The sequence below is a fragment of the Leptotrichia massiliensis genome, assembly GCF_900104625.1.
GTDB classification, from domain to species: Bacteria; Fusobacteriota; Fusobacteriia; order Fusobacteriales; family Leptotrichiaceae; genus Leptotrichia; species Leptotrichia massiliensis.
In genome coordinates, this window is the sequence record NZ_FNVZ01000005.1 from 534,425 (window position 1) to 561,388 (window position 26,964).

Below are 26,964 nucleotides of genomic sequence, written 5' to 3' on the forward strand. Positions count from 1 at the left end.
TGTTTCAACTTAAAAAGTTGAAATATTTATAAAATAGTAAAAAAGTAATTTACAGAATAAAAATTTTACAGTATAATATGGACAAAGAAAGACAGAAAAATATTATTAAAGATAAATGATCAAAAAGATTTGGAAATAATATTTTATAAGAATAAATTTATATTGAGGAGGAAAATTAATGGGAAAAAAAGCATTAGTAATCGGAGCTGGAGGCGTATCAAATGTAGTGTGCCACAAATGTGCACAAAATTCAGAAGTATTTAGTTCAATCATGATAGCCAGCCGTACAAAGGCAAAATGTGATGAAATCAAGGAAAGAATTGAAAAAAGTAAATATGCTGGAAGAATTGAAATTCAAACTGCAAAGGTAGATGCAAATAATGTGCCTGAATTAGTGGCATTGATTAATGAGTATAAGCCTGATATTATAATAAATGTGGCTTTACCGTATCAAGATTTGACAATTATGGATGCCTGTCTTGAAACTAAGACTGATTATTTGGATACAGCAAATTACGAGCCTTTGGACACAGCCAAGTTTGAGTACAAATGGCAATGGGCTTATAAGGAAAAATTTGAAAAGGCTGGGATTACTGCTATTTTAGGAAGTGGATTTGATCCAGGAGTTACTGGAGTGTTTTCAGCGTATGCACAAAAGCATTATTTTGATGAAATAAATTACATTGATATTCTTGATGCAAATGCTGGAGATCATGGTTATCCATTTGCAACAAACTTTAATCCAGAAATTAATATTAGAGAAGTTACAGCTAATGGAAGTTACTGGGAAGATGGGAAATGGGTAGAAACAGAGCCAATGGAAATTAAAAGAGTGTATAATTTCCCGCAAATTGGTGAAAAAGATATGTACTTATTACACCACGAAGAATTAGAATCGCTTGCAGTAAATATTAAAGGAATTAAAAGAATTAGATTCTTTATGACTTTTGGGCAAAGTTACTTGACTCATCTAAAAGTGCTTGAAAATGTTGGGATGACTTCAATTGAGCCAATAGAATTTGAAGGAAAGCAAATTGTTCCGTTACAATTTTTGACAGCGGTATTGCCTGATCCAGCTTCACTTGGACCTAGAACAAAAGGTAAGACAAACATTGGAAATATTTTCAGAGGTAAAAAAGACGGTGTAGAAAAAACTTATTATGTATACAATGTATGTGATCACCAGGAATGTTACAAAGAAGTTAGCTCACAAGCGATTTCTTACACGACAGGAGTGCCTGCGATGATTGGAGCTGCAATGGTTCTTACTGGAGAATGGAAAAAACCAGGAGTATTCAATGTAGAAGAAATGAATCCAGATCCATTTATGGATGCGTTAAACAAGTTTGGATTGCCTTGGGTTGAAGATTTTAATCCAACGTTAGTTGACTAATAAAAAATATATTCGCAGTAAAATATTTTTTTAAATCAAACTATTGAAAGATATAAGAACTCATATTTTTTGATAGTTTGATTTTTTATAAAAAAATTTAAAAAAATTATGAATATACTATTTTAAAATTGAAAAAAATGGGGTATAATTAAGTATGAAATTAAATATAAAATTTTTAGGAGGAGAAAATGAAAAAGATTGTAACGATTTTTAGTGTGATTTTTGCACTAATGTTAGTTGTAGCTTGTGGAAATAAACCAGCTACTGGAGATCAAGTGAAAGATGGTAAAACATCTGCAGATGCAGCAAATTCTAAAAAAGCTGTTGCAGTAGTGTATTCTACAGGTGGTAAAGGAGATAAATCATTTAATGATGCAACTTTCAGAGGATTAGAAAAAGCTCAGAAGGAATTAGGAATAACTTTTAAAGAGTATGAACCAAAAGATCCTTCAACAGAAGCAAAAAATGCTTTGACTCAATTTGCTGAATCTGGAGAATTTGACTTGATTATTGCAGTTGGATATAGTATGAAAGATTCGTTAGTTGCAGTAGCTCAAACTTTCCCAGATCAAAAATTTGCAATAATTGATGAAACTGTAGAAGGTTTACCAAATGTTGCTTCTATTTTGTATAAAGAACATGAAGGATCATTCTTAGTAGGTGCATTAGCTGCAATGATGGATAAAACAGGAAGTGTTGGATTTGTTGGTGCAAATGAAAGTGATCTAATCAAGAGATTCTATGCAGGATATGCACAAGGTGCACAATATATAAAACCTGACATTAAAGTTTTACCTGTTTATATTGGAGGAAATAACTCATTTAATGATCAAGCATCAGCTAAAGCTAAAACTGAAACTTTAATTCAACAAGGTGCAGATGTTATTTATCATGCTGCTGGAGCAAGTGGATTAGGAGTTTTCCAAGCAGTTAAAGAAAAAAATGTTTATGGAATTGGAGTGGATTCTAACCAAGATAACTTATATCCAGGAATAATTTTGACATCTATGATGAAATATGTTGATAATACAGTATTTGATATTATAAAAGCTACTATGGATGGAAAATTTGAAGCAAAAGTTCAAACTTTTGGAGTTAAGGAAAATGGAGTAGGAACAACTAACTTTGAATTTACAAAAGATAAAATTGGAGAAGAAAACATCAAACGTCTTGAACAAATTAAACAAGACATTAAAGATGGTAAAATTCAAGTAAAACCTGCATTATAATTATTTTTCAAAAAATAAAACATAAAAATTAAAGTGTAAAAATTTACTAAAATAAGTTATTTGAATACTCAGTACAATAATAAATGGTTGTTTGAGAGTGGAAATTGATTGATTGCCATTCTTTTGCAACCTTTTTATCTTTTCTTTATTCTTTACCTTAAAATTTTTATTAAACTATTAATCTGAAATTGGAATAAAAAGATTTTAATTTTTAAAATGGAATTTAATAATATCAAAATATTTAGGAGATGATTTTATGAGAGCAGTTGATATAATTGAAAAAAAGCGTGATAATCTTAAATTATCTGATATAGAGATAGAATTTTTATTAAATGAATATTTGGCTGGAAATGTACCTGATTATCAAATGTCAGCATTTCTTATGGGAGTTTACTTTAATGATATGACACAGGAAGAGCTGTTAAAATTTACAATGGTAATGAGAGATTCTGGAGATGTTATAAAATTTGATGAAATAGATAAATTTCTTGTAGACAAGCATAGTACAGGAGGTGTGGGAGATAAAGTTACAGTAATACTTTCTCCTATTTTATCAGCACTTGGAATGGGAAATGTGAAACTATCTGGAAAAGGACTTGGACATACTGGAGGAACAATTGACAAGTTTGAATCAATTCAAGGATTTAAGTTTTCAGCAACAAAAGAAGAGCTTGTAAAAATTGCCAATAAAACGGGAGTTGGGCTGATGGGATATAGTGACAAAATTGTTCCTCTTGATAAAAAATTATATTCTTTGCGTGATGTAACTGCAACTGTACCAAGTATTCCATTAATTGCAAGTAGTATTATGAGTAAAAAATTAGCAATTTATTCAGATGTTATAATTCTTGATGTAAAAGTTGGGGATGGAGCTTTTATGAAAGATTTGGAACAAGCTAAAAAATTGGCTCAAAGAATGATTGAAATTGGAAAAGGTGCTGGAAGAAAAGTTAAAGTTGTGCTTAGTAATATGGATGAACCGCTTGGACACGCAGTTGGGAATGCAAATGAAATTATTGAGGCTATTGAGTTTCTAAAAGGAAATTGTGCAGCTGACGTAAAAGAAGTTGTTTACACTATCGCAGGACTTGCCTTGAAAGAAAAGGGTGAATTAATAGAGCTTAGTGAAGCAAAAGAAAAAATTGACGAAGTAATAAAAAATGGAAGTGCGTTGCAAATATTAGCAGAATTTATTGGAGAAAGCGGTGGAAATAAAGAGCTTATAAATGACTATAACTTACTTCCGAAAGCTAACTCTGTAATGGAAATTTTTTCTGAAAATGAAGGATATGTAAAAAAAATAAAGACAGAAGAAATTGGGAAAGCTGCAATGATTATAGGTGCTGGACGTGCGAAAAAAGAAGATGAAGTTGATCATGCAGTGGGAATTAATATTTTTAGAAAAGTTGGAGAAAAAGTATCAAAAAATGAAAAAATCGCTGAAATATATTACAATGATGACAAAAATGTGCAAGATTCTAAAAATATGATTTTGGATGCATATGTAATAACATCAGAAAAAGTTGAAGAACCAAAGGCAATTTTAGAAATAATAGAATAATTTTAAAGTTTTATAAATGCATTTGATGGAATTTTTAGGATTAAATTTTTAATTTTTTATTCTGTCAAAGGCATTTTTTTTATAATAGACAAAAAGCACAATAATATGATATAATAAATAAGTTTTTAATAAACTAAAACATTGAAATTTTAGGAGTGATAAAAATAGTTATAGATAAAAGAAAAAGAGTAATGCTTGTTATGACTTGTATTCTTTTTATGATGACTTATTCGAGTCTTTTAGGAACACCTAGTTTTAGTCATAAATTAAGTGTTTTTGTAGATGAGAATGATTTGACCCATGAGGATATTCGAGATTTGATTGTGAAAATTAATCAAATTGAAACTGTAAACAATAGACGATTGACAAAGGAATTGAAGAAAATTGGAAAACGTAAGGAAAAAGAAAAGGAAAAACATAAAGATAGCCTTTTTTTGTCATTTGAAAAAAATCAAAATATCGTTTTTTATAAAACTTATGATAAAATTCCTAAAAGTATTGGAAATATTAGTGCTTTTTTAATGAAAAAAGATGAAAATAATTTGCGAACACGAGAATAAAAATCAAATATTTTAAAGCCTGTAATTTTAAAAATTTAATATACGAAAGGAAAATTAGAAAAAATGTTAAAAAAAATAGGAGAAAAAATATTTGGTACATCAGATGAGAGAGAAATCAAAAAAATGCAAAAATTGGTAGACAAAATTAACGAGATTGAACCACTTTTTGAAAAACTGACAGATGAGCAATTAAGCCATAAAACAGTTGAATTTAAAGAAAGATTAGAAAAAGAAACACTTGACGATATATTAGTGGAGGCATTTGCAACAGTTAGGGAAGCTTCTAAAAGACTTATGGGTATGCGTCACTATGATGTTCAGCTCATTGGTGGAATGATACTTCATAAAGGTTGCATCGCAGAAATGAAGACGGGGGAAGGAAAAACTCTGATGGCAACACTGCCAATTTATTTGAACGCATTGCCAGGTAAAGGAGTACACGTTGTAACGGTTAATGATTATCTTGCAAAACGGGATAGAGATATTATGGCAGGACTTTTTGAGTTTTTGGGATTGACTTCTGGAGTTGTTGTTGGAAACATTACACCAGAACAAAGAAAAGCTGCTTATAATTGTGATATTACTTATGGAACAAATAATGAATTTGGATTTGATTATTTGAGAGATAATATGGTTGGAGAGCTTGATGAGAAAGTACAACGTGGACATAACTACGTTATTGTCGATGAGGTAGATTCAATCCTAATTGATGAGGCAAGAACGCCACTTATTATTTCGGGAGCAGCAGAAGAAACTACAGAATGGTACAACACTTTTTCAGAAGTTGCCAAAAAATTAAAAAGAAGTTACAAAACTGAGGAAATTAAAGATAAGAAAAATACTGTAATTCCTGACGAAGATTGGGAAGATTATGAAGTTGATGAAAAATCACACACAGTTACAATTACTGATAAAGGAATTAAAAATGTTGAAAAAATGTTAAAAATCGATAATTTATATTCGCCAGAATATGTAGAACTTACTCACTTTTTAACACAAGCATTGAAAGCAAAAGAATTGTTTAAACTAGACAGAGATTACATTATAAATGATGACAATGAAGTTATTATAGTAGATGAGTTCACTGGACGTTTGATGGAAGGAAGACGTTATTCAGATGGACTACATCAAGCGATCGAAGCAAAGGAAAAATTGGAAGTTGCTGGAGAAAACCAAACTCTTGCGACAATTACATTACAAAACTATTTCAGAATGTATGAAAAATTATCAGGAATGACAGGGACTGCAAAAACAGAAGAAGATGAATTTAAACAAATTTACAGCTTAAAAGTTATTGTAGTGCCTACAAATAAACCTGTTGCTAGAGTAGATTTAGCCGATGTTATTTATATGAATAAGAATGCAAAATATAAAGCAATTGCAAGAAAAATAGAAGAACTTTACCAGAAAGGACAGCCAGTTCTTGTTGGTACAGCTTCAATTCAACATTCAGAAGAAGTATCTGCATTATTGAAAAAAGCTAAAATACCACATGAAATATTGAATGCGAAACACCATGAAAGAGAAGCAGAAATTATAGCACAAGCAGGGCGTTTCAAAACAGTAACAATTGCAACAAATATGGCAGGACGTGGAACTGATATTAAACTTGGAGGAGATGCAGAATCGTTTGCTACAAAAGTTGCTGTAAAAGGCACACCTGAGTATGAAGATGTTTACAGAGCATATGTAAAAGAATGTGAAGAAGACAAGAAAAAAGTGCTTGAAGCTGGTGGATTATTTATTTTAGGAACAGAAAGACATGAAAGTAGACGTATTGATAATCAGTTAAGAGGACGGGCAGGGCGTCAAGGAGATCCTGGAACATCAGAGTTTTATTTGTCGCTTGATGATGATTTGATGAGATTATTTGGTGGAGATAGATTAAAAAGCATGATGAAAATGTTAAAAATTGACGAAGATGAAGAAATTCGTCACAAACAAATAAGTAAATCTGTTGAAAATGCTCAAAAACGTATTGAAAGCCGAAACTTCTCATCTAGAAAGAGCCTTATCGAATATGATGATGTAAATAATACTCAAAGGGAAGTTGTTTATGAGCAAAGGGATGCTATCTTGAAAAATGAAAACTTGAAAGAGTTAATTACAAATATGATTTCAGATACTGTAGATGATATTGTGCATTCTGCCTATGTTGGTGAAGATAATGGGGAGAAAGACTTCAATTTATTATCAGATAAACTTCACGAAATATTTGAATATGAAGTTTCAGCAGATTTAGCAAATGCAAGTGCAGATGAGATTTCAAGTAGTGTTTACAATGATTTGGTAAGAATTTATGATGAAAAAGAAGAAGCAATTGGAGAAGAAATTTTTAGAAGAATTGAAAGATACATTATGCTGGAAGTACTAGATTCTAAATGGCGACAACATTTGAAAGATTTAACAGAACTGCGTGAAGGAATAAGACTACGTTCTTATGGACAAAGAAATCCTATTCATGATTATAAAATTGTGGCTTATGAGATTTATAATGAAATGATTGACGCTATAAAACGTGAAACAAGCTCGTTTATCTTAAAATTAAGAGTTCGTAGTGAAGAAGATACAAACAACTTGACTCACGAAGAAGTTTCAAATGTAAGATACGAGCATGAAGAAAATGAGATGATAGGTGATGATATTTCAGATAGAACACCAAATGAATCACACCGTCCCCTTTCAAGAAGAGAAAGAAGGGAACGTGAAAGAAGAAATGTATAATTTTGAAAAATTAAAAGACTTACTAATTTTAAATAAAAAATATTCATATTTTTATAAGTTTTGGTAAAAATTGTTTTTCTTAGATTAATTTATTTTATAAGGGTATGATATTTCATGCCCTTTCTTTCGTTTTTTAATAAGTTTATTAATTTATAGTTGTAAATAAAAAATAAGGAGTTGGTAAATATGGCATTTTTATTAGGAAATTTTATTCCGATATCGAGTGTTTTGCTAATTATTTTTGTACTTTCGCTTGTTGGATTTATTCGTGTTCCGATGGATAGGGCAGCATTTATAAGTGGATTTAAAAGAAGAGTTGTGACTGGGAAATTGGCTTTTTATTTGAGATATTTTGAAAGAGTGGATTATCTAGATCTATCGTTATTTTCTGTAGATGTTAACACTTCGGTTTTTGTTCCAACAAATGATTTTATCAATATAAAAGCTGATGCAATTGTAAAACTACAAATTTCACAAGAGCCAGAAATTTTGAATATTGCTTCTAAAAACTTTTTAAATAAAAAAAGTGAATATATTGGTGAATCTGTAAAGGAAGTGCTGGAAGGAAATTTACGTGAAATTATAGGACAAATGAACTTGAAGGATATGGTTCAAAATAGAAAAGAATTTAATGTGAAAGTTCAAGAAAATGTATCCCCAGACTTACGGGAAATGGGTCTTGTCGTAGTTTCATTTGCTGTACAGTCGTTTATGGATGAAAAAGGGGTAATTGATAATTTAGGAATTGAAAATATTTCAAAAATTTCAAAAGACGCAAGTATCGCCAAAGCACAGGCTGAAAAGGAAATTGCTATTGCAAAAGCTAATGCAGATAAAGAAGCAAAGGACATTGAATTAAAAGTAGCAGAAGAAATTGCTGAAAAAACAAATAAACTAGAAATAAAAAAAGCAGATTTAAAAATTGAGTCAGATACGAAAAAAGCCTCTGCAGATATGACTTATCAACTAGAAACTGAAAGAAAAAGAAAAGAACTGGAAGAAGTTCAGGGGGAAAGTAACTTTACTCGTGAAACACAGGCAATAAAAACAAATCAGGCAAAATTAGAAGCTGAAATCAAAGTAGATAATCAAATAAAATCGGATGCAGAACTTTATAGAAAGACGAAACAGGCTGAAAGTAAACTGATTGAAGAACAAAGAGAAGCCGAAGCAATCCTTTACCAAAAGACGAAAGAAGCTGAAGCCTTGAAAATAATGGCACAACAGGAGGGAGAAGCTATGAAAATCAAAGCACAAGCTGATTCTGAAAGTATAAAATTAAAGGCTCAAGCAGAAGCAGAAAGTATTAAATTAAAAGCATTGGCAGAAGCTCAAAGTAAACGTGAAATAGGACTTGCTGAAGCTGAAGCAATAAAAGCAAAAGCTCTTGCTGAAGCCGAAGGAATAGATAAAAAAGCTGATGCAATGAAAAAATATGGAAATGCCGCAATTATGGAAATGTACTTTAAAGCACTGCCAGAAATTTCAAAAAATGTTGCTGCTCCACTTAATAATATTGATAAAATAACGATGTATGGTGATGGAAATACTTCTAAATTAGTTGGAGATATTACAAAATCAATTGCTCAAATTAATGATGGTATTACAGATTCAACAGGAATTGATTTAAAATCTGTATTGGCTGGAATGCTGGGAGGAAAAATAATTTCTGATAAAGAAAAACTAGATTCTGAAACTAAGGATAATATTAATTCTGAAAAAAATAAGAAATAATAAATGATTTGTCTACAAAAATAATAGGGACTATTTTTCTAAAAAGTTAATTTTTTAGGACTTAGTCTTTTTTTTCTTAAAATTTATTTCTAAAAGATTTTTTAAGATATTGAGAATTGAAAAGTTTTAATGAATTTTAAACTATTTATATGGTAATACTTTTAAAGCTCTATATTGTTTTGAAATATGAATAACAAAGAATTCAAATGGCATTTTTTGGTCTCTACAAAAAAAATTAATGAAATTTAATAATGAATATGGTATAATTAAAACAATTAATTTTATAGATACTTGATTTTTAAATAAAAATTAAGAGTTTTAAGAGAAATGTTATTTTAAAAATAATGAAAAATGAATAAAAAAGGGAGAAGTTTAATTTTTTTACTCAGAAAAATATTAAAGTTTAGATAGAATAGTTACAATTTTTAATTATTGCTAATTTTTTATATCAAAATTAAGAATGAAATAAAGATAATATCTAAATTTAGGAGAAGGGATGAAAATTATGAAAAAAGAGGAGATGGAAGAAAAGGGAAATATTAATTGGAAAGTTGAACACAGTGATAATAATAGAATTGATGAAATATTAGAAAATATTGAAAATATTAATACTAAGCTAGATGGAATGAATGAATTATTTTTGAAAAAAATTCAGAGTACGAGTTTTGAAAAAGAAATTGCGGATAAACTTCACAAAGAAATTCAAGAATATAGGAATGATTTACATTTTCAGCTTATAAAGCCTCTTATATTTGATTTGATAAACATGAAGGAAAGTATGAAAAGAGGTTTGGGAAATTTTAAGGAAAAAACGGATGAGGAAAAGTTAAAATTACTTCAAAGTTATATTGAAGAAATCGAAATGATTCTTGATAACAATGATATAGAAATTTATGATACAAATAATGAGGAAAATTTAGATTTTGATGGGAAAAAGCAAAAAATAATAAAAAAAATCGACACTTCAGATAAACAACTACATGGTAAAATTTATAATATTTTGAGTAGTGGTTATATGTACAAAGGAAAAGTAATTTTTCCTGAAAAAGTAGAAGTTTATATTCATCAAAAAGACGAAGAAAATGATAAAATGAAGGGAGAATAAAAATGTCAAAATATGTGTTTGGAATTGATTTGGGAACAACGTATTCATGTATAGCACGGGTAGATGATACGGCAAGAGCGGAAGTGATAAAAAATAATGATGGAGACAATATAACACCTTCTGTGGTTGCGTTTGAAGGAGATAATGTTATTGTTGGAGCTGATGCAAAAGCTGAAGCAGTATTAAATCCCGAAACAACAGTTATGCTCGTAAAAACGTTGATGGGAAAAACTGATTTTGCAATTAACTATAATGGGGAAGATAAGACGCCTGAGGAAATTTCAGCATTTATCTTGAGAAAATTAACACAAGATGCGTCAGAACAGCTAGGAGTGGAAGTTAAAGATGTTGTAATAACTTGTCCAGCTTATTTTGGTACAGCAGAACGTACAGCCACAAAAAATGCGGGTAAAATTGCAGGGCTAAATGTGTTGGAAATCATAAGTGAGCCAACAGCAGCAGCACTATATTATGGATGTGCAAAGGAACAGGATGAAAAAACAATTTTAATCTATGATCTTGGCGGTGGAACATTTGATGTAACCATTATGAGAATAAGTGCTGATAAAATTGAAGTTATTTGTTCAGATGGAGACCATGATTTAGGTGGGAAAAACTGGGATGAGGTATTAATTGGATATTTAGCTAATCAGTTTGTCGAAAAAATAGGTTATGATATTGAATTTGACGAATATGCAAAACAAGATTTACGATTGAAGGCAGAAAAAATAAAAAAACAATTAACTTCGAGAAGTCAAGCTGGAGATATGTTGGAAGTTATGGGAAATAGAGAAAAAGTGACAATAACTAGAGATGAATTTGATGAAATAACATCTACTCTATTAAATGAAACATTGAAGAAAACTAAAGAAGCTATTGAAGTTGCAAAAAATAAAGGATATGATGTAATTGATGAGATTCTGTTGGTTGGTGGTTCTACGAGAATGCCGCAAGTTAAGAAAGCACTTGCCAAAAATTTCAGTGAAATTGAAATTAAAATTCTTGAACCAGATGAAGCTGTAGCAAAAGGGGCAGCAATTCATGCTGTAAATGTTTATGTAAACAATCAAAAAAGTCTTACAGCGAAGGACTTTGAATCAAATGAAGAAGTGAAAGTTACAGTTAATGGCGATGAAAAAGAGCTGAAAGCACAAGATTATAAGGAAAATTTAACATTTTCTCCTGAAATGATGAGTATTGGTGGAAATACGAGAGAAATTGTTATAGCAACAACAAAAAGTTTTGCTGTAAAAGTAGAAAATAAAGAAGGAATTAAAAGTTGTTTTAATATGATAATAAAAAACGAAGCAATGCCTAGTGGATTTTTGGAAGTATCAGGTAATTTTAGTACACTTTATGATAATCAAGCTACAGTTGACATTGAAATATATGAAAATGATTACATGGATAAATATTTTGAAGTGGATGAGGATTTGAAAATAGGAGATGCAGTGTTAGAATTACCTAAAAATACACCTGCTGGCTCGCCAGTTGAAATTACTCTTAAATTAAATAAAGAAGGGATTTTAGAAGTAAAAGGATTAGATAAAACTGGAAATAAGCAAGTTAATGTAAAATTTGAAACAAAAGGTGTAATGACAAAGGAAGAGTTAGAAAGATTGACACAAAAATCACAGGGAATAGCCGTATTATAGTAAATTCTTAATAATGATTAACATATTTGAGTTTAAAATTGAACTGATAAATACTAAATAATTTAGTAGTATGAAATAACAAAATTATAGTTTTATAATTGCAAATTCAAAATAATTTTCTATGGAAGGAGGAAGAAGTTTAAAAAATGGCAGAAGAGAACAAAAAAATAGCCAAAATACGCAATAATTGGTATGAAATACTTGAATTAGAATATTATCCAGTTCCTGAAGAAAATGAAAAAAAGATAGAAGCTAGAATTGAAGAGAAAAAGCGGCATTGGTTGGCAAAAGAAAGCGATCCATTTGATGGAAAAAAATATAAAAAATATAATAATTTGGCCAAAAGTGGCATTATACAGAAAGAAATGCTAGATGAAACTAAAAGAAAAGAACTTATCGAAGACGCACAACAAAAGCTATTTGAACCAATAGACGACTTTTTAAAATATCTTGGTGGAGTTACAGTTACTGAAAAAATAGTAACAGAGATTGCTAATAAAACTCGAAGGAAGGAAAATCTTGTACGAGAACGGATAGAAAAAAGCGGATTAAAAATAGAACAAAAAGAATACGATGTGAAAGTATACCAAAAATTTTTGAAATATGTTCATATAAAATTTGATGAGTTTTATGAATTTTCAGCATTTGAGAAGTATCTAGAAATATTAAGCAAGGATAATTTATATGATTTTTTGGTTTCAGAAGGACTGAATATAAAAAATTTAATACAACAGCAAATTGATGACAATCGAAAAAAATTGATTAAGTTTGACAATGAAACTTCTGCCAAAAAAAAGCTATATAGTGCTTGTGAATTAATGTTAAATGATAAAAATAAAATAAAAAAATATGATGATTATTTGCAGCATTTAAAGTATTTGAAAGTGTACAAGGAATTAGAGAAAATAGAGCAGGTTCATAATTTAACAAAAAATAAAATTCCTGCTAACGAATGTATTCATAAAATTGATAAAATATTAAAAAATAAGAATGAAGCACAAAACATTGTAATTGGATTTTGTAAAGAAAATAAAATACCATATATAACTTCAAATATTTCAAATAAAACAAATGAAAATATTGAAAGTAATAAATCTAAACGAGAAATAAGACAAAGCAGATATGCCGAAAAATCAGAAAATTTGTGTATTGAAGCTCTAAGAGCTATAAAAAAATCTAAGTTTGCAGAAGCACAAAAATATTTGAATGATGCGAAATTATACTGGGCTGAAAATTCATCAATCACTGTATTGCAAGAAAAATTAGATGAAGTTAAACGAGAAAAACTACAAGCGAATAAAAGTAGTAATACTGTAAATCAAATAAATAAAAGTATCAGAATTAGTCATAAAAAAGAGGTTAAAACATATACACGTAATAATAATAAAAATGGTATAAATATTATTTTTTCAATAATATTAATAGTATTTTGTTTAACAATTTATTGGATAACAACATCATTGGGATCTTCTGAAATACAAGGAAATCAAGAGGATACAGAATTAGACAATGAAAATATAATTTCAACTGTGGGAGAACAAAAAATAATACCTTTAGAGCCAAATGCTATTTTTTCTGTTACAACAAATAATCTTTATTACAGTGGAAAAACAGATACATATTTAGAACAAACAGCAATGGTAGGAAATAGTAACATAGGAAACTATACTTCATTAGTTATAGAAAAATTTTCTAAAAACAGATACGATATGTTGCTCGAAAATGGAGTAAAAAACAGAGTGTTTAAATTTAAATGTGGAGTAAAGTTAAAAGCTAAAGGAACAACATTATTTGTTGAGAATGCTGAAGATGTTGTAAGCTTTAAAAATAAAAACATTGCGGAAGAAAATGCACACATTAAAGAAAACAAAGGATGTTTTACTGATTTTATAAAAGTCAAAGAGAATAATTAAAATAAAAGTTTTTTTTAATATATACAAATCAAAACATGTTATCTTATAGTATTCCATATTTTTTTATGGTATAATATTTACAGAAGCAGGAAATGGAAAAGGAAGTGAAAAAATGAAATTAGGGGATAATGTAGATATAATAGCACCATTAAATGTAAAAACAGCCGATTCAAAGACTGGCTATCTTTTATTAAATCCAACCCTTGTAAATAATGGAAAGATAGAAAGTTTTGAAAATGCAGAAGTTCCAGAAAGATATAGAGATGGAAAAAATAAAATAAATGAAAAATATTTTGTAAGAAAAAATGATGTACTATTTCAAGCTAAGGGAAGTAAAATAGAAGTTGTATATGTGGATAAAGATTATGAAAATGTATTACCAGCTACACTTTATTTTATTTTGAGAGCAAATGAAAAGGTAAATCCTAAATACCTGCAATGGCTTTTGAAAACAGAGTTATTATTGCTTTATTTTGAAAAAAAATACAAGACAATGAGTGCTGTAAGGGCAGTAAACAAAACTGATATTGTAGAGCTTGATATAGACTTGCCTGAAAGAGAAGTACAAGATAGAATGGTAGAAATAATAAATAATTTTGAAACAGAAGAAGAAAGCACAATGGAATATTTACAGCTTAAGAAAAAGTATATAGAAGAAAAAATTCTGGCGGAAAATAAGGTGATAATAAATGAAGAATAAATTTTTTGAACTTATAATGGAAGAATTGGAAAATAATAAAAATTATCAAAAATCATCAATCCTTAAAATGTCGCTTCTCTTATATATTGCTTCTGTGAGTAAAGTTGTGGGGGAAGAACTAGAAAATTTACGAGATGATAATTATTTATTTTTAGAATATTTAAACAATCTTGGATTTGAATATAATTTTCAAAGTAGTTATTTGGAAAATATAGAAAAACTATCAAATAAGATAGATATGTTTGCAGAAACATATGATTTTGTAATTAATTATCCTGATACAGCCGAATTTATCGAAAGCTTAAAACAATCAGAAATGGATTTAAAATTAGATATTTTAAGAGGTAGATATGCAAAAATAGTCAAAAATTATGCAGATGGTGTAATTAATATGTCTATTATGCATGATAAAAGTATTAATGAGTTATCTGCAGAGTTTTTAAATATTCAAAAGAATGAAATTTTATATAATAATGATTTTTTTGAAAATAACAATTTTTACGGAGAGAAAATAAATAAAAATGATAAAAATACAATCATTGAGATTTTAAATGCTATGGCAAATCTCGAAAATTCAGAAAACACAGTAAAAATTTTGACAAAAAAAGAAAATAATGAAAAAACAATATATGATTTTTTTATAAAAAATAAAAAAGGAATGATTGAAAAAGACGCTTTTTATCTAATGGATAGTAACAAAATAGAAGAAATTATAAAAATGGATAAAATAAAATGTGTTGTTTCAATGCCTTTTAATAATATATTGAAAAATCAAGTAATAATTTTTAACGATGATAAAACTAATAGAAATAATATATTATTTATTCAGGCACAAAATTTCTTTGAAAAAGGCAGTGACAAAATAAAACCTGAAAATTACAAGGAATTAGTAGAAGTTTTTAGAAGTAAAAAAGAAATAAATGGTATTTCTAGACTAATTTCAAATGAAGCAGTATTAAAAAAAGGCTGTAATTTAGATATATTAGGTTATGTCTTTAAAACAAAAGAATATGTTGATTTGGATGAATTAAAAGCCGAAAAAGATAACATATTTAACTTAATGATTCAAAATAGAGAAAATTGTGACAATCTTATAAAAAAATATTTGGAAGAAAAATAAATTTTATAAATAAAAAAAACGTATAAGGAGTACAAGAATGAAATTATTAACAATTAATGTTCATGCATGGCTGGAAGAAAATCAAATGGAAAAAATTGATATTTTAGCACGAGATATTGCAGAAAAGCAGTATGATGTGATAGCGATGCAGGAAGTAAATCAACTTATGAACAATCCTATAATTTTTGATGATATAAGACAGGAAAACTATGGATGGGTACTTTTGGAAAAATTACAGGAATATACAGACACAGATTATTATTATCATTGGAGTAACTCACATATTGGATTTAGTAAGTATAATGAAGGTGTGGCAATAATAACAAGACATAAAATAAAGGCTGAAGATGAGTTTTACTGTACTTTTGCTCAATCAGTAAGAACAATATCTGCAAGAAGAATTGTTAGTATCACTATTGATTATAAAGGACAGGATATTGAATTTTACAGTTGTCATATGAATTTACCAAATTGTGAAACTGAAGATATGGGAGAAAATTTGAGAAATATTTTGAAAAGATCTAAAACAGATAATTTAAAAATATTAATGGGAGACTTTAATACAGATGCCAATGGAAATCCTGAAGATTATCAAAATATTTTAAACCAAGGATTATATGATACATATGTTTTAGCTGAAAAAAAAGACCATGGGGTAACTGTTGATAAAGGAATTCATGGATGGGATCATGATAAATCTCAAAAGAGAATAGACTATATATTTAGTAATAAGGAAATAGAAGTAAAAGAAAGTAAAGTTATTTTTAATAATGAAAATAAAGGAATAATATCAGATCATTTTGGAATAGAATTGGAATTAGAAATTTAAATTTTGATTAATAAATGATAATTTTAAAATGAAATCATAATGTTAAACTAACAAAAAACCTATTAATAATCGGAGGTTTTTAATAACATAACGAATTTTAAAAAAAATTGATAGAAAAAAGATATACGTAAATGTATTGACATTTTAAAAAAGTGTGGTATATTTAATATAAGGAAAAAATAAATCAAATATATAAAAATTTTTAGGAGGTATTAAAAATGATGAAAAAAATCCAACGTTTTGGTGGAGCAATGATGGCACCAGTTCTATTATTTGCATTTACGGGGATAGTAGTAGGACTAGCATCAGTATTCACTAATACGCAAGTTGTAGGGAAAATTGCTGAAGAAGGGTCAATGTGGTATAATTTCTGGTATGTAGTTGCAGAAGGTGGTTGGACAGTATTTAGACAAATGCCATTATTATTTGCAATAGGATTACCAATAAGTTTGGCAACAAAGACAAATGCAAGAGCATGTTTAGAAACATTTGCATTATATATGACATTTAACTATTTTGTATCAGCGATATTAAAAGTATTCTACGGAATAGATGCAGCTAAACAAATAGCAGACGGTGTAACAGGTTATTCTGCAATAGCTGGGGTTCCAACAATAGATACAAGTTTATTCGGTGGTATTCTAATCGCAGCACTAGTAGTATATTTACATAATAAATACTTTGATAAAAAGTTACCTGATTTCTTAGGAGTATTCCAAGGTTCAGTATTTGTATACATAGTAGGGTTTGTAGTTATGATTCCTTGTGCATTCTTAACAGTATTAATCTGGCCTAAAGTTCAAATGGGAATTGGTGCAATGCAAGGATTTATGAAAGCTTCAGGAGTATTGGGAGTATGGGTTTATACATTCTTAGAAAGAATATTAATACCTACAGGATTACACCACTTTGTTTATACACCATTTGTATTTGGTCCGGCAGTAGTTCCTAACGGAATTCAAGTTTTCTGGGTTGAACACATAAAAGAATTTGCTCAAAGTACAGAAGCATTAAAAACTTTATTCCCAGGTGGAGGATTTGCATTACATGGAAACTCAAAAATATTTGGTGCAGCAGGAATAGCACTTGCTATGTATGCTACTGCAAAACCTGAGAAAAAGAAAACGGTAGCGGCATTATTAATACCAATAGTATTTACAGCAGTAGTTTCAGGAATAACTGAACCATTAGAATTTACATTCTTATTTATAGCTCCAGTATTGTTTGCAGTTCACGCTTTCTTAGCAGCAACAATGGCAGCAACAATGTATGCTTTTGGAGTAGTTGGAAATATGGGTGGAGGACTTCTTGACTTCCTTTTCTTAAACTGGATACCAATGTTTAAAAATCACTCTGGAACAGTAATTATTCAAATAGTAATAGGATTAATATTTACAGTAATATACTTCTTCGTATTTAAATTCTTAATTCAAAAAATGAATTTAAAAACACCAGGTAGAGAAGATGAAGATGAAGAAATGAAACTTTATACAAAAGCTGACTATAAAGCTAAACATGGTGAAGGTGCAGCAACTTCAGGTTCTTCAGATGATCAGTATATGGATCAAGCAATAATCATTCTTGAAGCATTAGGTGGAAAAGATAATATTGAAGAATTGAATAACTGTGCAACAAGATTAAGAGTTAGTGTAAAAGATGAATCAAAATTAGCAAAAGACGCTGCATTTAAAGCTGGTGGAGCACATGGAGTAGTTAGAAAAGGTAAAGCAATTCAAGTAATTATCGGTCTAACAGTACCGCAAGTAAGAGAAAGAATTGAAAACTTAATTAAATAAAACATAAAAATTAAGAAAGAATTTTCAAAAGTTATAGAGAACTTAAGAAAGTTCTTTCTTTTTATATTACTATTTAATAAACATAAACAATGTAAGTAGAATTTTAAAAAAGTACTTATTATTTATACTAAAAAAACCCCATTTAAATAGCGAATTTGTTAAGAACTTTTTTAATAAGGGGAATTCAAACTTTATATTCCCAAAGAATTAAATATAATTTTCGCTGTTTAAACAGGGTACAGTACTAGTAAAAAAATATCCTTAAAAACTTTTTTATTTCATGACTCTTAATACAAGTTTTTCTTTCGCATCTTTCAAAATCTCATTAATCTCATTTTTTGAAATATTATTTGCCAAGATGATATAGTAATTTTCAATTTGATTTATTAGTTCAAAAGGCGAATTTTCTATATCAAAATCATCTGAAACTCTTATATAGTAAGAATCTTTTACTGTATTAGAATCAACAATCTCAAATACTTTTGTAGAATTAAAGAAATAATCTGATTCAATGTGATTTCTTGTTACAATTTTTACTATATCTGCCACCACAGCTGACGCAGTAGGATCCATTCCAGCACCTTTTCCATAAAATAAAGTTTTGTCTGTGTAAGAACCAGTTGTTTCAATTGCATTGTAAACATCATCAACTTTTGCTAAAATTTCGCTATTTGGAATTAATGTTGGTTCTACAGAAATTTGTGCTGATGTATCAGACAATAGTTTTGAGCTTGCAATTAATTTTATAGTTGAGTTTAGCTGATTTGCTGAGAAAATGTCAACAGTGCTGATTTCTCTTATTCCTGATAATTGCATATCTTTAAATTTGATTGAACCTCCGTAGGCAAGTGAGGCAAGAATATTAATCTTGTGTCCTGCATCAATTCCATCTACATCATAAGTAGGATCAGCTTCTGCATATCCTTTTTCAGAGGCAAGTTTTAACGCTTCGTTAAACGATAAGCTGTCTTCTTTCATTTTTGTCAAAATATAGTTTGAAGTTCCATTCATAATTCCACGAATTTCAGTAACTGTATTTGCAACTAAACTTTCCATTAAAGGTGTTACAATAGGGATTCCTCCACCAACAGCGGCTTCAAATAGAAATGATACTCCATTTTGTTTTGCGCGCTGGAATAGTTCCACTCCGTATTTTGCAATTAGAGCCTTGTTTGCTGTAACAACACTTTTTTTAGCTTCAAATGCTTCAATAATTATTTGTTTTGCTACAGTTTCTCCACCAATTAGTTCTACAACGATCTTAATTTCAGGATCATTTAATATTTTTTTGTAATCATTTGTAAGTATTGATTTATCAAAATCAAAAGAAAAATCACGGTTAATGTTTAAATCACAAGCATATTTCACTTCAATGTCAGCTCTTGATTTTTCAAAAATGCTTTCTTTTTCGTTAGTTAATACTTTAAGAACTCCTTCTCCGACAGTTCCAAGTCCAACAATTCCTATTTTCATATTTTTAAAAGACCTCCCTTTAAGTTGTTTATTTTTGTTTTTTAATTATCAATTTCAATAAATCTTTTATGAAGTGCAGTAACAGCTTTATCTACATCGTCTTCATGGATAATGCATGAAACATTAATTTCAGAGCAAGAAATCATATCAATGTTTATATTGTTTTCTGCAAGTGTGTCAAAAATTTCAGATGTTGTTTCATAATGGCTTTTTAGACCAATTCCAACAACAGATACTTTTGCAATTTTTTCTTCAAATGAAACACCTTCTGCTCCAATTTGTTCCTTTATTTGTTCTGAAATAGCAACAGCTTCCTTTAAATCATCACTTTTAACAGTAAATGAAATGTTATTCAATTCTTTATTTCTGCTCGAACTTTGTAAAATTATGTCAGTATTAATTTTTTCCTTTGCAAGTCTGGAAAATACTTTTGCAGCAATTCCTGGTTTGTCAGGTACTCCAAAAAGTGTAATTTTTCCTTCATTTTTAGAAGATGTGATACCTGAAATTTTTACTTTTTCCATAGTTTCTCCTTTTATATTAATATTTTCGCTTTCTATTCCGCCAGCATTTTCATTATATTGGACAATAGTTCCAGTAGAATCGTCAAATGATGAACGTAAATGTATTTTTATACCATACTTTGCAGCAATTTCAACTGATCTTGGATGCAACACTTTTGCTCCCGAAGCCGCCAATTCCAGCATTTCCTGATATGAGATAGTTTGCAGCTTTTTAGCGTTTTTTACAATTCTAGGATCAGCTGTGTAAACTCCATCAACATCGGTATAAATTTCCACTTCATCAGCATTAAGGGCAGCTCCCAGCGCGACAGCAGTTGTATCAGAACCACCACGCCCAAGCGTAGTAATTTCATTATTTTCAGTGATTCCTTGAAATCCAGCAAACACAACTACATTTCCTTCGTCTAGTTTTTCTTGTATGATTTGGGTATCAATGTCAATGATTTTAGCTTTTGTATGCACAGATGTTGTTTTAAAATTGACTTGAAACGCATTTAATGAAACTGCCTTTTCTCCCAAATCAGCAACAGCAATGGCAAGAGATGCAATAGAAATTTGCTCTCCTGATGTCAAAAGCATGTCAAATTCACGTTTATTTGGAGAATCTGACAATTCATAAGCTCGTTTTATTAGCTCGTCAGTTCTCCCAGCTGGTGCAGAAACAACAACAATTACATCATGTCCAGCCTTTTTATACTTTACAACCCTTTTTGCAACTTCTTTTACACGTTTGGCATCGGCTACGGAAGTTCCACCATATTTTTGTATAATTAAAGCCATTTTACCTCCTATTTTATTTAAATATATTTCTCAATATTTTCACAAGCAAAGAATAACATATTATAAATAAAAAAGCAAGGTAATTTCATATATTTATTATCATGCCAAAGGTTTTTAAAAATTTGTTTAAAATATTTAGGAATTTATTAAAAATACTATAAGTAAAAATAAATTGAAAAAATAAAATAAATGTGGTATCATTAGTAGGTAAGATATGGATGAATTTTTTTTGATAATTGTATAAAATATAATATCTTAAAATAACTTCAGATATATTTTATTTACTTTATTTTTAAAGTAAAATTAGGAGGAATATTCATGAAGAATAAAAAGAAATTAATAATTATAACTTCAATTTTGGCAGTAGGAATCCCATTACTAGCTATTGGTACACAAACAATTTTAAGAAAAGTAAGGGATGATTACTACAAAAATCAAAGAGAGCAAATAGAAGCGGAAAAAGCTAGAGAAAGGGAAGAAAAAGCTAGAAAGCAAGCCGAAGAAAAGGCTGAACGTGAAAGATTGCTCCAGCAAGAAAAAGCTGAAAGGGAAAAACAATCAGTTGAAGAAAAAGAAGAAAAAAAACAGCAAGTTGTTGAAAGAAAAACACCAAAAGTAAAGGATAAAAAGGAAAAAGTTAGAATAACAGATGCTTCTTCAACATATGAACCAGTTCCAGCTCCAACTGTAAAACGTGAATTGACACCAGAAGAAATCAAACGAGCTAAAAAAGCACTAAAAGCAGCAAGAGCAAGTTATTTTAGTGGAAACAAAACAGCCAAACCTGCAAAAACGCCGAAAAGTACAGATAAAATAATAATAAAATCTGATAGTAAAGGAAATGTTGAAGCAGTAAGGCACACAAAAGAGCAAAATGATAAAGCACAAAAAATCTTAAAAGAAATACGTGAAAGTTATTACAAGGATAAAGGTAAAAGATAAAAAGAATGGCTCAGAAATGAGTCATTTTTATATAAATATTTAAATTTTAATAATAAATATATCTTTTAATAAACTATAAAGTATTGTATAATATATTTTAAGAAATAGAATATAAAATATCTGGAGGAATAAAATGCTAAAATCAATAGAAATTATTCAGTATAGAAAATTAAAAGATTTAACTATAAATTTTAATGAAGAAGTAAATATTATATCAGGAACTAATGGAACTTGTAAAAGTTCATTATTATATATTATAAGCAATTCTTTTCAAAAAGTAACAAAGAAGAATACAAAAATAAATAAAAATGAGTTAAAAAAAATTGAAAATAAAGAAAGAGAAAATTGCATTTCAATAATTTATACAATTAATAAATTAATGAATCCTAAAATTGAAAGTTTAACACGAGGTGACGAAAAATACAATAATCCTGCTCCTAATTTAATGGGTATATTGTATAAATGTAAATACTCTGATGATTCAGAATTAAGCTTTAGAAGGCATAATAGTGGAAAAAATAGATTTTCACTAAAGCCCAGATATTCAAAAGGAAGTAATGAAAAATTGCCAGCAGCACCAATAATATATCTTGGACTTTTTAGATTACATCCTTATGGAGAGTTTAAAAATGATAATGATGTAAAAGAAATACGAAATAAATTGCCAGAAAAGTATTTGAATGAACTATCAGAGATTTATAAAAATTTTACAAATATGGAAATATCAATTGAAGAAAATAATAAAAATATTAATATGGGAAATATAAAAAATAGAGGAATTTTTTTGACTGGTACAGAAGGTATTGATTCAAATACTATTTCTGCTGGAGAAGATAATCTCTATATTATTCTAATGGCTATAACATCTTTAAAATATTATTACGAAATAGAGAAAAAAGGAAGTATTTTATTAATTGATGAATTTGATGCTACTTTACATCCAGCATATCAGATAAAATTATATGAATTAATTAGAGAATACTCTAAAAAATACAATATACAAACATTTTTTACAAGTCATAGTTTGAGTTTGATAGAGTATGCTTTAGATAAAAAAGATAAAAGTGTTTTTTATTTATTGAAAAATTTTGATGAAGTACAGCTAATAGAAGATATAACAATGGGAAAAATAGAAATGTGGTTAAAAAATCAATTAAAATCAGATATTTATGTTAATAAAAAAATACCAGTCTATACGGAAGATGAAGAAGCTAGAGAATTTTTAAAATATTTGTTTGAATATTTTGAAAAAAAAGAAGGAGTTTCAGAAGTATTAAAATATTTTCATTTAGTTGATATTAAAATTTCTTCTGAAGCATTAAAACAAATATTTGGCTATGATAAAATACTTAAAAATAATATTTCTTCAATAAGTACAAGTTCAATTTGTATACTTGATGGAGATCAAAATGTAAATCAAAAGCAGAAAAACCAAAAAGATATAGATATTTTAAATAACATTATATATTTACCTTCAAATAAATCTCCAGAAAAATTAATTTTTGATTATTCATTAGAGTTATATGATAATAAAAATAAAAAATTTTGGAATAATGAAGAATTAAAAGATTTAGGATATAATGATGAATATTTTAGAGAACATATAAAAAATAAAATAGAAGAAAATGAGAAAAAGATTGAAAAATTAAAAAAAAATGAAAAATCAACAAAAGGTAAAAGAAGAGTACAAAATAAAGAATTGTTTAATGAGTTTATTGAATTTTTTAGATTTGTAATTAAATTTTGGATTCAAAATAATACTATTGAAGTAGAAGAATTTTATAAAAAATTAAAAATTTCATTTTATAGAGTTGCTCCATATCAGAAAATTGATTCAAAATTATGGAAAGAAAAAGAATAGGAGATATAAAAATGAAAAGAAGTATTTCTCCATTAAGATATCCAGGAGGTAAAGCAAAAGTTTATGATTTAGTTGTTAAATTGCTAAAAGAAAATAGTTTTAATGGTGCTACTTATATAGAACCCTTTGCAGGTGGATGTGGACTTGCTTTGTTATTATTAGAAAATAATATTGTGAATAAATTAATTTTAAATGATATTGACAAAGGAGTATATTGTTTTTGGCAATCAGTTTTAAAATATAATAAAGATTTTTGTGAGATGATTGAAAAATCTAGTATTTCAATTAAAGAAAGAGATAAAAAAATCAGAATATATAAAAATAAGGATAATATTGATATTTCTCAAAAAAAAAATATTTTAGAATTGGGGTTGGCTACATTTTACTTGAATAGAGTAAATCGTTCAGGAATTTTAAAAGCAGGAGTAATAGGAGGAAAAAATCAAACTGGAAATTATAAAATGGATTGTAGATTTAATAAAAAATCATTAATTTTAAAAATTAAAAAGATAGAAAAATTAAAAGATAAAATAGAATTTTATAACTACGATGTTATTGAATTTATAGACAATTATTTAAAATTTGAAAGTATAGATTCTTTTGTATTTTTAGATCCACCTTATTATAATAAAGGTTCTGAATTATACACTAATTTTTACAAACACGAAGATCATAAACGTTTAGCTGATTACATAAAAAAAATAAATCAAAGGTGGATAGTTACTTATGATAATTGTGAAGAAATAAAAGAAATTTTTAATGAATACAATCAAAAGGAATTTGATATTTCATATACCTTAGAAGTAAAACGAAAAAGCAAAGAAATAATGATATTTGACAAAAAAATTGAAAAATTTTTCTGAAAAAGACTTGCAAAATTTTTAAAAATGTATTATTATGTTGTTAGCACTTGAACATATAGAGTGCTAAAAAATTAAATTAAAAATGTAAATTAGGAGGGAAAAATGATAATTAAACCATTGGGAGAAAGAGTTTTAATAAAACAGACAGAACAGGAAGAAGTTACAAAAAGCGGGATTGTATTGCCAGGGACAGCTTCAAAGGAAAAACCGATAATTGGAGAAGTTTTAGCAGTTGGTTCAAAGGTTGAGGAAGTTAAAGCTGGAGATAAAGTAATTTTTGAAAAATATTCTGGAACTGAAGTTAAGGATGGGGAAGAAAGCTACTTAATTTTAGAAAAAGACAATGTTTTGGCAATTGTTGAATAATAAAAATTTTAAAAAATAAATTTGTATAAAAATTAAATGTATTAAAAAATAAGACAGACATTGTAAAACAAGTGATTTTTATTCCTTGTCAAAATAAAAAAATTATATTATTAAATTACGAAGGAATTTTGCAATAAAAAATTTACAAACTTTAGGAGGAGATAATTAAAATGGGAAAAATAATAAAATTTAATGAAGATGCAAGAAAAGCGCTTGAAGTGGGAGTAGATACATTGGCTGACGCTGTAAAAATTACACTTGGACCAAAAGGAAGAAATGTAGTATTAGATAGAGGATTTGGAGCACCAATGATTACAAATGATGGTGTTACAATAGCAAAAGAAATCGAACTTAAGGATCCAATCGAAAATCTTGGAGCACAAATTGTAAAAGAAGTGGCTACAAAGTCAAATGATGTGGCTGGAGACGGTACAACTACTGCAACTGTACTGGCACAGGCTTTAATCAAAGAAGGACTAAAAATGGTAGCTTCTGGAGCAAATCCTGTATTTATAAGACGTGGAATGGAGCTTGCTTCTAAAAAAGTTATTGAAGAACTTACAAAAAGAGCTAAAAAGGTGGAATCAAATGAAGAAATAGCACAAGTTGGGGCAATTTCAGCAGGAGATGTGGAAATAGGACAATTAATTGCTCAAGCTATGGAAAAAGTTGGAGAATCTGGAGTTATTACAGTTGAGGAAGCACGTTCTTTAGATACAACTCTGGAAGTTGTAGAAGGAATGCAGTTTGACAACGGATATTTGTCACCTTATATGGTTTCAGATTCTGAAAGAATGGTTGTGGAAATGGATAATCCATTTGTTTTAATCACAGATAAAAAAATTGCAAACATGAAAGAGTTATTGCCAATCTTGGAAAAAACAGTAGAATTAGGACGACCAATGCTTATAATCGCTGAAGATGTGGAAGGAGAAGCGCTTGCAACTCTTGTTGTAAATAAACTTCGTGGAACATTAAATATTGCCGCTGTAAAAGCTCCTGCATTTGGGGATAGAAGAAAGGCTATGTTACAGGATATTGCAATTTTAACAGGTGGAGAAGTTATTTCTGAAGAAAAAGGAATTAAACTTGAAACTGCTGACTTGAATTTCTTGGGACAAGCTAAAAAAGTTAGAATTACTAAAGATAACACAGTTATCGTAGATGGGCTTGGAGAAAAAGATGCAATTCAAGCAAGAATTGGGCAAATAAAAAATTCTATTGCTGAAACAACTTCTGATTATGACAGGGAAAAATTACAGGAAAGACTTGCAAAATTAGCTGGGGGAGTAGCTGTAATAAAAGTTGGGGCTGCAACTGAAACTGAAATGAAAGAAAGAAAATTGAGAATTGAAGATGCTTTAAATGCAACAAAAGCCGCTGTGGAAGAAGGAATAGTTCCAGGAGGAGGAACAATCTTAATCCAAATTGCAAAAGCAATTGAAGACTTTAAATTGGAAGGCGAAGAAGGGCTTGGAGTGGAAATTGTGAAAAAAGCATTATCTGCACCACTTAGACAAATTGTTATCAATGCTGGAATTGATGCAGGTGTCGTAATTGAAAAAGTAAAAAATTCTGAAAATGGAACAGGATTTGACGCTGCAAAAGAAGAATATGTAGATATGGTAAAAGCTGGAATCATAGATCCTGCCAAAGTAACTCGTTCTGCAATCCAAAATGCAGTATCAGTATCATCAGTATTATTAACAACTGAAGTTGCTGTTGGAAATGAAAAGGAACAATCACCAGCAGGCGGAATGCCAGGCGGAATGGGAATGCCAGGAATGATGTAATCTAATAAAATGTAATAAAATAAGGGGTAGTCATTATAAACTA

20 protein-coding genes are annotated in these 26,964 nt (G+C 28.7%); 18 read left to right on the top strand and 2 right to left on the bottom strand.

Translation table 11 applies throughout. The features are described 5' to 3' along the window. Positions 1-178: 178 nt before the first annotated feature. The 13 genes from BQ5344_RS06385 (at position 179) to BQ5344_RS06445 (ending at position 18,319) form a co-directional block, all read left to right on the top strand. Positions 179-1,393, top strand: coding sequence for a saccharopine dehydrogenase family protein (locus BQ5344_RS06385; protein WP_071124627.1), 1,215 nt, complete (start codon positions 179-181; stop codon positions 1,391-1,393). Positions 1,394-1,581: 188 nt separating this feature from the next. Further along, a complete protein-coding gene (locus BQ5344_RS06390) occupies positions 1,582-2,622 on the top strand; it encodes a BMP family lipoprotein (RefSeq protein WP_021769223.1) in 1,041 nt (346 codons plus the stop codon). Between the two features lie 256 nt (positions 2,623-2,878). Then, a complete protein-coding gene (locus BQ5344_RS06395; protein WP_071124628.1) occupies positions 2,879-4,183 on the top strand; it encodes a thymidine phosphorylase in 1,305 nt (434 codons plus the stop codon). A 155-nt stretch (positions 4,184-4,338) separates the two neighbouring features. Next, positions 4,339-4,743, top strand: a complete 405-nt coding sequence (locus BQ5344_RS06400; protein ID WP_021769225.1) for a hypothetical protein — start codon at positions 4,339-4,341, stop codon at positions 4,741-4,743. Positions 4,744-4,806: 63 nt separating this feature from the next. Next, the gene (gene secA / locus BQ5344_RS06405) at positions 4,807-7,467 is read left to right on the top strand and encodes a preprotein translocase subunit SecA (RefSeq protein WP_071124629.1); all 2,661 of its coding nucleotides are present in this window, start codon (positions 4,807-4,809) and stop codon (positions 7,465-7,467) included. A 186-nt stretch (positions 7,468-7,653) separates the two neighbouring features. Continuing rightward, positions 7,654-9,201, top strand: a complete 1,548-nt coding sequence (locus BQ5344_RS06410) for a flotillin family protein (protein ID WP_071124630.1) — start codon at positions 7,654-7,656, stop codon at positions 9,199-9,201. Between the two features lie 496 nt (positions 9,202-9,697). Beyond that, positions 9,698-10,306 carry a nucleotide exchange factor GrpE gene (gene grpE, locus BQ5344_RS06415; RefSeq protein WP_235846126.1) on the top strand — a complete coding sequence of 203 codons (609 nt, stop codon included), beginning with the start codon at positions 9,698-9,700 and terminating at the stop codon, positions 10,304-10,306. A 2-nt stretch (positions 10,307-10,308) separates the two neighbouring features. Then, positions 10,309-11,961 carry an Hsp70 family protein gene (locus BQ5344_RS06420; protein ID WP_021769297.1) on the top strand — a complete coding sequence of 551 codons (1,653 nt, stop codon included), beginning with the start codon at positions 10,309-10,311 and terminating at the stop codon, positions 11,959-11,961. Between the two features lie 146 nt (positions 11,962-12,107). Then, the gene (locus BQ5344_RS06425) at positions 12,108-13,874 is read left to right on the top strand and encodes a hypothetical protein (RefSeq protein WP_071124631.1); all 1,767 of its coding nucleotides are present in this window, start codon (positions 12,108-12,110) and stop codon (positions 13,872-13,874) included. A gap of 112 nt (positions 13,875-13,986) precedes the next feature. After that, positions 13,987-14,574 carry a restriction endonuclease subunit S gene (locus BQ5344_RS06430; protein ID WP_021769299.1) on the top strand — a complete coding sequence of 196 codons (588 nt, stop codon included), beginning with the start codon at positions 13,987-13,989 and terminating at the stop codon, positions 14,572-14,574. Next, complete coding sequence (locus BQ5344_RS06435; protein WP_071124632.1) at positions 14,564-15,694, top strand: N-6 DNA methylase family protein; 1,131 nt, start codon at positions 14,564-14,566, stop codon at positions 15,692-15,694. Before BQ5344_RS06430 ends, BQ5344_RS06435 begins: the two co-directional genes overlap by 11 nt. 37 nt (positions 15,695-15,731) lie before the next feature. Next, positions 15,732-16,523 (top strand): endonuclease/exonuclease/phosphatase family protein, encoded by a 792-nt coding sequence (locus tag BQ5344_RS06440; protein WP_071124633.1) that lies wholly within the window; start codon positions 15,732-15,734, stop codon positions 16,521-16,523. 218 nt (positions 16,524-16,741) lie between these two features. Then, on the top strand, positions 16,742-18,319 hold the full coding sequence (locus BQ5344_RS06445) for an alpha-glucoside-specific PTS transporter subunit IIBC (protein ID WP_021769302.1): 1,578 nt from the start codon (positions 16,742-16,744) through the stop codon (positions 18,317-18,319). 273 nt (positions 18,320-18,592) lie between these two features. On the opposite strand, the gene BQ5344_RS06450 is transcribed toward BQ5344_RS06445, so the two are convergent. Both BQ5344_RS06450 and BQ5344_RS06455 read right to left on the bottom strand, forming a co-directional pair. Continuing rightward, positions 18,593-19,792, bottom strand: a complete 1,200-nt coding sequence (locus tag BQ5344_RS06450; protein ID WP_021769303.1) for a homoserine dehydrogenase — start codon at positions 19,790-19,792, stop codon at positions 18,593-18,595. Between the two features lie 41 nt (positions 19,793-19,833). After that, the gene (locus tag BQ5344_RS06455) at positions 19,834-21,096 is read right to left on the bottom strand and encodes an aspartate kinase (protein WP_071124634.1); all 1,263 of its coding nucleotides are present in this window, start codon (positions 21,094-21,096) and stop codon (positions 19,834-19,836) included. 318 nt (positions 21,097-21,414) lie between these two features. Here BQ5344_RS06455 and BQ5344_RS06460 point away from each other — a divergent pair, with 318 nt between their 5' ends. The 5 genes from BQ5344_RS06460 (at position 21,415) to groL (ending at position 26,921) form a co-directional block, all read left to right on the top strand. Continuing rightward, positions 21,415-22,038: a hypothetical protein gene (locus tag BQ5344_RS06460; protein ID WP_071124635.1), complete on the top strand. Its 624-nt coding sequence runs from the start codon at positions 21,415-21,417 to the stop codon at positions 22,036-22,038. Positions 22,039-22,171: 133 nt separating this feature from the next. Continuing rightward, positions 22,172-23,899, top strand: a complete 1,728-nt coding sequence (locus BQ5344_RS06465) for an ATP-dependent nuclease (RefSeq protein WP_071124636.1) — start codon at positions 22,172-22,174, stop codon at positions 23,897-23,899. Between the two features lie 11 nt (positions 23,900-23,910). Next, positions 23,911-24,762 carry a DNA adenine methylase gene (locus BQ5344_RS06470; protein ID WP_071124637.1) on the top strand — a complete coding sequence of 284 codons (852 nt, stop codon included), beginning with the start codon at positions 23,911-23,913 and terminating at the stop codon, positions 24,760-24,762. Positions 24,763-24,864: 102 nt separating this feature from the next. After that, positions 24,865-25,128 carry a co-chaperone GroES gene (locus BQ5344_RS06475; RefSeq protein WP_071124638.1) on the top strand — a complete coding sequence of 88 codons (264 nt, stop codon included), beginning with the start codon at positions 24,865-24,867 and terminating at the stop codon, positions 25,126-25,128. 170 nt (positions 25,129-25,298) lie between these two features. Then, positions 25,299-26,921, top strand: coding sequence for a chaperonin GroEL (gene groL / locus BQ5344_RS06480; protein WP_071124639.1), 1,623 nt, complete (start codon positions 25,299-25,301; stop codon positions 26,919-26,921). The last annotated feature ends 43 nt before the right edge of the window (positions 26,922-26,964 follow it).

Coding starts and splice junctions, on each gene's coding strand:
- BQ5344_RS06395 (WP_071124628.1), top strand. CDS start 2,879: ATGAGAGCAGTTGATATAATTGAAAAAAAGCGTGATAATCTTAAATTA.
- secA (WP_071124629.1), top strand. CDS start 4,807: ATGTTAAAAAAAATAGGAGAAAAAATATTTGGTACATCAGATGAGAGA.
- BQ5344_RS06385 (WP_071124627.1), top strand. CDS start 179: ATGGGAAAAAAAGCATTAGTAATCGGAGCTGGAGGCGTATCAAATGTA.
- BQ5344_RS06470 (WP_071124637.1), top strand. CDS start 23,911: ATGAAAAGAAGTATTTCTCCATTAAGATATCCAGGAGGTAAAGCAAAA.
- groL (WP_071124639.1), top strand. CDS start 25,299: ATGGGAAAAATAATAAAATTTAATGAAGATGCAAGAAAAGCGCTTGAA.
- BQ5344_RS06460 (WP_071124635.1), top strand. CDS start 21,415: ATGAAGAATAAAAAGAAATTAATAATTATAACTTCAATTTTGGCAGTA.
- BQ5344_RS06465 (WP_071124636.1), top strand. CDS start 22,172: ATGCTAAAATCAATAGAAATTATTCAGTATAGAAAATTAAAAGATTTA.
- grpE (WP_235846126.1), top strand. CDS start 9,698: ATGAAAATTATGAAAAAAGAGGAGATGGAAGAAAAGGGAAATATTAAT.
- BQ5344_RS06390 (WP_021769223.1), top strand. CDS start 1,582: ATGAAAAAGATTGTAACGATTTTTAGTGTGATTTTTGCACTAATGTTA.
- BQ5344_RS06410 (WP_071124630.1), top strand. CDS start 7,654: ATGGCATTTTTATTAGGAAATTTTATTCCGATATCGAGTGTTTTGCTA.
- BQ5344_RS06440 (WP_071124633.1), top strand. CDS start 15,732: ATGAAATTATTAACAATTAATGTTCATGCATGGCTGGAAGAAAATCAA.
- BQ5344_RS06430 (WP_021769299.1), top strand. CDS start 13,987: ATGAAATTAGGGGATAATGTAGATATAATAGCACCATTAAATGTAAAA.
- BQ5344_RS06435 (WP_071124632.1), top strand. CDS start 14,564: ATGAAGAATAAATTTTTTGAACTTATAATGGAAGAATTGGAAAATAAT.
- BQ5344_RS06455 (WP_071124634.1), bottom strand. CDS start 21,096: ATGGCTTTAATTATACAAAAATATGGTGGAACTTCCGTAGCCGATGCC.
- BQ5344_RS06425 (WP_071124631.1), top strand. CDS start 12,108: ATGGCAGAAGAGAACAAAAAAATAGCCAAAATACGCAATAATTGGTAT.
- BQ5344_RS06445 (WP_021769302.1), top strand. CDS start 16,742: ATGATGAAAAAAATCCAACGTTTTGGTGGAGCAATGATGGCACCAGTT.
- BQ5344_RS06450 (WP_021769303.1), bottom strand. CDS start 19,792: ATGAAAATAGGAATTGTTGGACTTGGAACTGTCGGAGAAGGAGTTCTT.
- BQ5344_RS06475 (WP_071124638.1), top strand. CDS start 24,865: ATGATAATTAAACCATTGGGAGAAAGAGTTTTAATAAAACAGACAGAA.
- BQ5344_RS06420 (WP_021769297.1), top strand. CDS start 10,309: ATGTCAAAATATGTGTTTGGAATTGATTTGGGAACAACGTATTCATGT.